This is a genomic window from Mesorhizobium sp. M7A.F.Ca.US.006.01.1.1 (assembly GCF_003997935.1).
Taxonomy (GTDB): domain Bacteria; phylum Pseudomonadota; class Alphaproteobacteria; order Rhizobiales; family Rhizobiaceae; genus Mesorhizobium.
The window spans coordinates 1-8211 of sequence record NZ_RZQL01000282.1; the positions used below are offsets into that span (position 1 = coordinate 1).

Genomic DNA, 8211 nt, shown 5'->3' on the forward strand with positions numbered 1-8211 from the left:
CTGTCCACCCTCCCCTCAAGTGGGAGGGAGGGCAGCCACATCGGCATTATTTTAGTCGATTTTTAATCTTTTTTCGCCGGACCACTGGACAAGGCGAATCACCTTTGATTCTTTACTGACGATTCGGATGTGCGGCGTTTGCCGGATCACCAAGCAGCATAGGCAAATTCGGGGAGTGCCATTTATGGCGAAGGCGGACGCGTGGGGCGCGCCCGGAGGGACGGTTTTTGCGCATCGTGAGACGCGCGGCGACGGTCTTGCCGGGAATACGCGGCTCATCGCCGAACCGGCCTACCGGCGGCTTCTGGCCGCCGAGCCGCTGCTGCGCCGATCGATACCCGTCCTCATCATCACCTTCCTGATCGTCATCGCGGCGCTGCGTGTGCTGTCGCTGATGAACGAGCGCGACGATGTCGAGCGCAATGCCAAGGCGATCCTGACGCTGGCGTCGGGCCAGCTGGCAAGTTCGCTCGCCACCACCTCGGAAACGGTGCCCGGCGCCATACAGGATCTGCTGGAGACCACCAGCCGTCAGGGCGCGATGGGCCGCAGCCATGTGCTTGTCATCACCGACAGCGCTTTCAAGATCGTCGCGGTGACGCCGCGCTCGATGCCATGGCAGGGCCATTCGCTCGACGGCCTCGTCGAGGGCGGCCAGCCCTTGTTCATGTTCGGCGATCGTGCCGGCGTCATGGACGTCAACATCGACGGACGGGATTGGTACGCGGCGGTCAGCCTGGCGAATGGCGGAAAGGGCGCATCGGCGGCCCTGGTGCCACAGGACGCGGTTTTCGATGCCTGGCGCAAGACGGTTTCGCTGAACGTCACCCTGTTCGTGCTGACGGCCGGTGTGCTGATCGTCATCCTCTATGCCTATTTCGGCCAGGCGGCACGTGCGCAGGCGGCTGACCGCATCTACCTCGAAGCGCATCAGCGCATCGACATGGCCCTGGTTCGCGGCCGCTGCGGCCTGTGGGACTGGGACATGGTGCGAGGCAAGATGTACTGGTCACGCTCGATGTACGATATGCTCGGCTACAAGCCCTGCGACACGATGTTGTCCTTCGGCGAGGTCGATCAGATCATCCATCCCGAGGACGGCGACCTGTTCGAGCTCGCCAACAGAATCGTCGCACGCGAGATCGACCACATCGACCAGGTGTTCCGCATGCGCCATGCCGACGGCCAATGGGTCTGGATGCGCGCACGGGCACAGGTCATCGATCCGGAAGCGCCGGAGATCCAGCTGATCGGGATTGCCGTCGACGTCACCGAACAGCGTCATCTGGCGCTGCGGTCCGAGGCTGCCGACCTTCGCCTCAGAACGGCGATCGAGAACATCAACGAATCCTTCGTGCTGTGGGATTCGACGCAGCGCCTGATCATGTGCAATTCCAAATACCAGCAGGACAACGGGCTTTCGGACCGCGACGTGATGCCGGGCACCGCGCGCGCGGCGCTGGAGGAACGCATGCTGGCCTTTGCTTCCGAACGGCGGCTTGCCCACACCAGCGGCTTGCAGGGCGGCGCCACTTTCGAGCGGCAGCTGGCCGATGGCCGATGGCTGCAGGTCAACGAACTGAAGACCCGGGACGGCGGCATCGTCTCGGTCGGTTCCGACATCACCCAGATCAAGCTGCACCAGGAGAAGCTGGTCGACAGCGAGCGACGGCTGATGGCAACGATCCATGATCTCAGCCTAGCGCGGCGGGCCGAAGAGGAGCGTTCGCGCGAACTGGTCGACCTCAACCGCAAATACATGAAGGAAACCGAACGCGCCGAAGCGGCGAACCGGGCCAAATCCGAATTCCTGGCCAACATGTCGCATGAGTTGCGCACGCCGCTGAACGCGATCATCGGCTTCTCCGAACTGATGGAACAGGGGCTGTTCGGCCCGCTCGGATCGGAGCGCTACGAGGAATATGCCACCGACATCAACAGCAGCGGCAAATATCTGCTGGGCGTCATCAACGACATTCTCGACATGTCCAAGATCGAGGCCGGCCAGTTCTCTCTGGACCGGGAAGAGATCGACCTCGGCCCGCTGATCAGCGAAACCGTACGCGTCGTTTCGCTGCAGGCGGCGCAAAAGGCCATCACCGTGGAAACGCGCATTGCCGATGCGCTGACGCTGGTCGCCGATCGCCGTGCGATCAAGCAGATCGTCATCAACCTTTTGTCCAATGCGGTGAAGTTCACCGGCCAGGGCGGCCACATATCGGTCAGGGCCCGCAACACATCCGGCGCGTTGGTGCTGACGATCGAGGACAATGGCTGCGGCATCCCCAAGGAGGCGCTCGGCAAGCTCGGACGGCCCTTCGAGCAGGTGCAGAACCAGTTCTCCAAGAGCCATGCCGGGTCTGGCCTTGGCCTTGCCATCTCACGTTCGCTGGCCGAGCTTCAGGGCGGCGCGCTGAAGATCCGGTCGAGCGAAGGTGTCGGCACGATCGTGTCGGTGCGCATTCCGGTGAAGAGGGCCGTGCTGGCCGTCAAGGTTGCAGCGTGAGATTTTCCGCCGGCTCTATCTCTTTGCTTGAGCATCGGATTTTCCCAAACAGGGTCTCATTTTTGTCCGATACTCCGAACGACCGCTTCACGGTCATCCCGTACGAAGCAAAAGATCGAAATCCTTCCGGACCTTCTGCGACGTCTCCTTGAGGTGTGCTTCCAGCACACCGAAATCCGGCAGGTCGGTCACCGCCAGAAGCAGATCCGAAAGCCCCGGCGGAACGTCGTCGCGCTCGAAGGCTCCGGTGAGGCACAGCCGCGTCATCTGGGTCAACGCCAGATAGAACGTATAGGCGTCGCCAAGCTCTTGTCTTATCCCGGCATCGGCGAAGCCGGGTTCGAGGCGCGACAGGATCTCGGCCGTACCGGTGGCGCGGCGCCCGGTCTCGACCTGCCCGGTAATGACGGCCACCTGGGCGATGAATTCCAGATCGATCAACCCCCCGGGAATAAGCTTGATATCCCAGAGGTCGCGCGGCGGCTTTTCCTTCTCGATCATGGCCCGCATCTCCGCGGCCTCGGCCTTCACTTTTGCCGCATCGCGCGGCTGGCCCAGCACCGCCGCCACCTCCGCTTCAACCTCGCCGCACAGGCTGGCGTCGCCGGCTATGGCGCGCGCGCGGGCCAGCGCCATGTGCTCCCAGGTCCAGGCTTCCTGGCGCTGGTATTTCTTGAAGGCATCGATATGTGTGGCCACAGGACCCTTGTTGCCGGATGGCCGCAGGCGCAGGTCGAGTTCGTAGAGCACGCCCTCGGCCGTCGGTGCCGATACGGCCGCGATCAGCCGCTGCGTCATGCGGGTGTAGTAATGCGAGGGCGCCAGCGGCTTGTCGCCATCGGACTCTTCGGCATCCGGCGCGTGGTCGTAGAGCAGGATCAGGTCGACATCCGATCCGGCGGTCAGCTCGCGGCTGCCGAGCTTGCCCATGCCGAGCAGCGAAACCACGCCGCCGGCAATGGTGCCGTGGCGCGCCGCGAATTCGGCCGTCACCGCCTGCAACGCAGCCTCGATGGTGAGGTCCGCCAGATCGGAAAAGGCGCGGCCGGCGCGCGCCGGATCGATCGAGCCCGCGAGCAGCCGGACGCCGATCAGGAATTTGTGCTCGGAGGCAAAGATGCGCAGCCGGTCGAGCACGTCCTCATAAAGCCGGTCGCCCTCGACAAAGGCGGAAAGCCGCGCCGACAGATAGGCGCGGTCCGGTAGCTCCGTCAGCAAGGCGGGATCCAGCAAACCATCGAAGACATGCGGTCGGCGCGTGATGATCGCTGCCAGCCGGGGCGCGGCGCCCATGATCGTCGCCAGGAGCTTCAGCAGGGCTGGATTGGACTGCAGCAGGGAAAACAGCTGGATGCCGGCCGGCAGGCCGGCGAGAAACTCGTCGAAGCGCATCAGCGCTTCGTCGGCCCGGCGTGTCTGGCCGAAGGAGCGCAGCAGCGCCGGCGTCAATTCCGTCAGCCGCTCGCGCGCTTCCGCCGACTGGGTGACGCGATAGCGGCCGAAATGCCAGCCACGAATGACGCGGCAGATGTCGCTTGGCCGCTGAAAGCCGAGGCCGTGCAAGGTCTGCAGCGTATCGGGATCGTCGACATCGCCGGTGAAGACGAGATTGCCGATGCCTGTCGACAGTTCGGGGGCTGTTTCGAACAGTGCCGCGTAGTGGCGTTCGACCTGCTGCAGCGAGGCGCGGAACGCTTGGGAAAAGGCAGAAGCATCGGCAAAGGCGAGCATGCGGGCGATGCGCTCCAAGCCTTCATCATCTTCCGGCAGCGTGTGCGTCTGCTCGTCGGCAACCATCTGCACTGCATGTTCGACGCGGCGCAGGAACCAGTACTGACGAGCCAGCGCATCGCGCGCCTCGGCGGTGATCCAGCCGCGCGCGGCGAGCTGGCCGAGCATCGGCACGGTCTCGCGGCCACGCAGTTCAGGAAAGCGTCCGCCGGCGATGAGCTGCTGGGTCTGGACGAAGAACTCGATCTCGCGAATGCCGCCGCGGCCGAGCTTGACGTTGTGGCCCTTGACCGCGATCTCGCCATGGCCCTTGTGGGCGTGGATCTGGCGCTTGATCGAATGGACGTCGGCAATCGCCGCGTAGTCCATGTATTTGCGCCAGATATAGGGCTGGAGTTCCTTGAGGAAGGCAGCGCCCGCGGTCAGATCGCCGGCCACCGGACGCGCCTTGATCATGGCGGCGCGCTCCCAGTTCTGGCCGCGCGCCTCATAGTAGCGCAGTGCCGCTTCGACCGGGATCGCCAGCGGTGTCGAACCGGGGTCGGGGCGCAGCCTCAGATCCGTGCGGAAGACATATCCGTGCTCGGTGCGGTCCTGCAGGATGCGCACAAGGCGGCGCGTCAGGCGCGAAAACAATTCGGTGGCGTCGAGCGGGTCGACGACCGCTGGTGCTTCCGGATCGAAGAAAACCACCAGATCGATGTCTGAGGAGAAATTCAGCTCATGCGCGCCGAGCTTGCCCATGCCGAGCAGGATCCAGCCCGACCGTTTCGACGGATTGCCGACGTCCGGCAGTTTGAGTTTGCCCTGGCCATGGGCGTCGCGCAGCAGGAAGTCGACGGCCGCACGGGTACAGGCGTCTGCGAGGTCGCTCAACCGCCGGACCGTCAGCGCCGTTTCGGCCTCGCCGGCAAGATCGGCGAGCGCGATCAGGAAATGCGCCTCCGCCTTCCACTGGCGCAGCTCCATCATCAGGCCGGATTCCGAAAGGGTCTCCGCCAAATGCGCCTGGTCGATGGCGGCGCCGATCGCTTTCAGCCGAGCCTCGACGGGCTGGTCGAACAGCCCGTCCAGGATTTGCGGCCGCCGACGTGCCGTATCGCGCAGGAATGGCGACAGATCGAAGACGGCGGCGAGAAAATCCTGGCCCTCCCCTTTGCCGGCCAGGAACTTGGCCAGCCGCGTCAACCCTTCATCACGTGCGGCGGAAGCGATCTCAGCCAGTTCCAGCCGCGCACGGTCCTCGTCCAGCGGGGCAAGCCTGGCAGCCGGCTTCAGCAGCCAATCTTTCGCCCTCGCAGCCGTGCTCATCAGTGATCCTCCCGTGCTGGGAAACTCATGACCACGGATAATCCAGGATTGCCAGGCAAGAGTTCAAGCCGGCCCTTGTGGAATGTCATGACCGCCTTGGCGAGGCTGAGGCCAAGACCGGAACCCGGCTGCGAACGGCTCTTCTCCAGCCGCACGAAACGTTCCGTGGCGCGCGCGCGGTCGCCATCGTCGGGAATGCCGTGGCCATTGTCGGCAACCGACAGGCAGACGTCCGCACCGGCTCGCTCAAGCGTGACGCGCACCGCCGGCTGGGCACTGGCGCCCGTCGAATATTTGATGGCGTTGTCGACGATGTTCGACAGCGCCTGACCGATCAGTTCGCGGTTGCCGTTGACGGACACCGCCTCGCTCACGGCTGCTTCCAGCGACACGCCTGCCTCTTCCGCCACCGGCTCGTAGAGCTCGACGACATCGCGCACGGCCTCCGCCAGATCGACGCGACTGGTGTTCTCCGAGGAGTAGCCAGCCTCCAGCCGGGAAATCATCAGGATGGCGTTGAAGGTTTTTATCAGCTGGTCCGACTCGGCAATGGTGCCTTCCAGCGCCTGCCGGTAGTCGGTGGGCTTTTGCTTGCCCGAAAGCGTCGCTTCGGCCCGGTTGCGCAGCCGGGTCAACGGCGTCTTGAGATCATGCGCGATGTTGTCGGAAACCTGCTTCAAGCCTTCGTTGAGCGTGGCTATCCTGGCCAGCATGGCATTGAGATTTTCGGAGAGCCGGTCGAACTCGTCGCCAGCCCCCGTCACCGGCAGCCTGCCCGACAGATCGCCACCCATGATGCGACGGCTGGCTTTCGACACGCTATCGATGCGCTTCAGCGCGGCGCGGCCGACAAAAAACCAGATCAGCAATCCGCCAAGCCCCATCATGCCGAGCGCCAACATCAGCGCACGGCGGATGACCGCACGAAACCGTTCCGGCTCGCCTAGGTCGCGGCCGACCAGCATGATCATCTGGTTCGGCAACCGCAGCACCAGCGCAATGGCGTTGTGGCCCTTTTCGCCCTGCGCCTGCGCATCGTTCTGCTCGGATTGGGTGGTGGTACCCTGCTCGGCGGGAAGGTTGCGCAGGCGCTCGAGCTCTCCCTCGCCAAAGCGCTGATAAGAGAACGGACTGCTGGTCCAGCCTTCGGTTTCGAGAACGCCAGGTTCGAGGCTCTGCACATTGCCGGTCAGGATCTGTCCGTTGGCGTCGGCGATCAGATAGAGGTTTGCGCCAGGCTGGCGCGAGCGCGCTTCGACGACGCGGACCAGCACCGGCAGGCCGCCGCGCTGATAGGCGCGAGCCAGACCGAGCACCTCGTCATTGATGGTCTCCTGTGTCTGCGCGGTCAGCATTCGCGCCGACAGCGAGGTCATGTAGAAGACCAGCGCCACCGCGCAGAGCGCGAAGAGCAGGAAGTAGAGCGCCGAAAGCCGCGCTGCCGTCGTCTTCATGATGGCTGGCACGGAAAGAGCCATGCTGCCGCCTAGATCAGCATGGCGTTTGGTCGAATCGTCATGCTGATCTAGCTCTTTGTTGGAGCATGATCTTTTCCGAAAACCGGTTCCCACTTTTCGGGATCATACTCTAGCCGCTCTTCAGCATATAGCCGGCGCCGCGAACCGTATGCAGAATGGGCTTGTCGAAGCCCTTCTCGATCTTGCCGCGCAGCCGGGAGACATGGACGTCGATGACATTGGTCTGCGGATCGAAGTGGTAGTCCCAGACATTTTCCAGCAGCATGGTGCGCGTCACCACCTGGCCGGCATGCCGCATCAGATATTCGAGCAAACGGAATTCACGCGGTTGCAGCGTTATCTCGCGTGACGCACGGCGGACCGAATGCGACAGCCTGTCGAGTTCGAGATCGCCGACGCGGTAGACGGTTTCGGCTTCCTTGGCGCTGGCGCGACGGTTCAGAACCTCGACCCGGGCCAGAAGCTCGGAGAAGGCATACGGCTTTGTCAGGTAATCGTCGCCGCCGGCGCGCAGACCTGTGACCCGGTCATCGACCTCGCCGAGCGCCGACAGGATCAGCACCGGCGTCGTGTTGCCCCTGGACCGGAGACCGGCAATGACGGACAGGCCGTCGCGACGCGGCATCATCCGGTCGATCACCATCACGTCGTAGTCGCCGGCGTCGGCGAGCGCAAAGCCGGTTTCGCCGTCACCGGCGACATGCGCGGTGTGACCGGCCTCGGCAAAGGCTTTCTGCAAGTAATCCGCAGCCTCGCGATCGTCTTCTATGACGAGAATCTTCATGGGGCTGTTATACGCGATTTCGCCGGAAGGTTGAGTGGCAGACATCTGCATTGTGGCCTTTGCCAAAGCGCATCGCGATCAAGGTCGCTCGAAGCAGTGCGCGATAAAGCTGCTCGCTGCCGATGTCGTTGGCATCGGATCGCTGAAGCGCTTTTGAAAGTGTGCGGCAGCGGGCGATGGGAAGCCCGCTGCCGCCGGGGGAAGGCGCGATGACTGACTAACGCGCACTCCTCCATGCTTTCCCGTACGGCGGCTCGGGGGTGTTGAAACCGGCGCAGTGGAAAAGTCCAACTTGCCGCCGGAACGCCCTCACCCACCTGGAAAGGCCGAGAGAACGCTCCGGGGCCGAGCTCAGCCCTTGGCGACGGGCAGCGCGACGAAACGATTGGTGTCGTCGCGGG

General features: G+C 63.9%; 5 protein-coding genes. 2 read left to right on the forward strand and 3 right to left on the reverse strand.

The genetic code is table 11. From position 1 onward, the window contains the following. The first annotated feature begins 184 nt into the window (after positions 1 to 184). Positions 185 to 2506, forward strand: coding sequence for a PAS domain-containing sensor histidine kinase (locus tag EN943_RS32020; RefSeq protein WP_127416004.1), 2322 nt, complete (start codon positions 185 to 187; stop codon positions 2504 to 2506). Between the two features lie 93 nt (positions 2507 to 2599). On the opposite strand, the gene EN943_RS32025 is transcribed toward EN943_RS32020, so the two are convergent. From EN943_RS32025 to EN943_RS32035, 3 genes are all read right to left on the reverse strand, one after another. Further along, a complete protein-coding gene (locus EN943_RS32025) occupies positions 2600 to 5548 on the reverse strand; it encodes a bifunctional [glutamine synthetase] adenylyltransferase/[glutamine synthetase]-adenylyl-L-tyrosine phosphorylase (RefSeq protein ID WP_127416005.1) in 2949 nt (982 codons plus the stop codon). Beyond that, on the reverse strand, positions 5548 to 7026 hold the full coding sequence (locus EN943_RS32030; RefSeq protein ID WP_127416006.1) for a HAMP domain-containing sensor histidine kinase: 1479 nt from the start codon (positions 7024 to 7026) through the stop codon (positions 5548 to 5550). Before EN943_RS32030 ends, EN943_RS32025 begins: the two co-directional genes overlap by 1 nt. Positions 7027 to 7135: 109 nt before the next feature. Next, the gene (locus EN943_RS32035) at positions 7136 to 7810 is read right to left on the reverse strand and encodes a response regulator transcription factor (RefSeq protein ID WP_023812818.1); all 675 of its coding nucleotides are present in this window, start codon (positions 7808 to 7810) and stop codon (positions 7136 to 7138) included. Between the two features lie 34 nt (positions 7811 to 7844). On the opposite strand from EN943_RS32035, the gene EN943_RS38890 reads away from it, so the two are divergent. Next, positions 7845 to 7967, forward strand: coding sequence for a hypothetical protein (locus EN943_RS38890; RefSeq protein ID WP_281060868.1), 123 nt, complete (start codon positions 7845 to 7847; stop codon positions 7965 to 7967). Positions 7968 to 8211 lie beyond the last annotated feature (244 nt).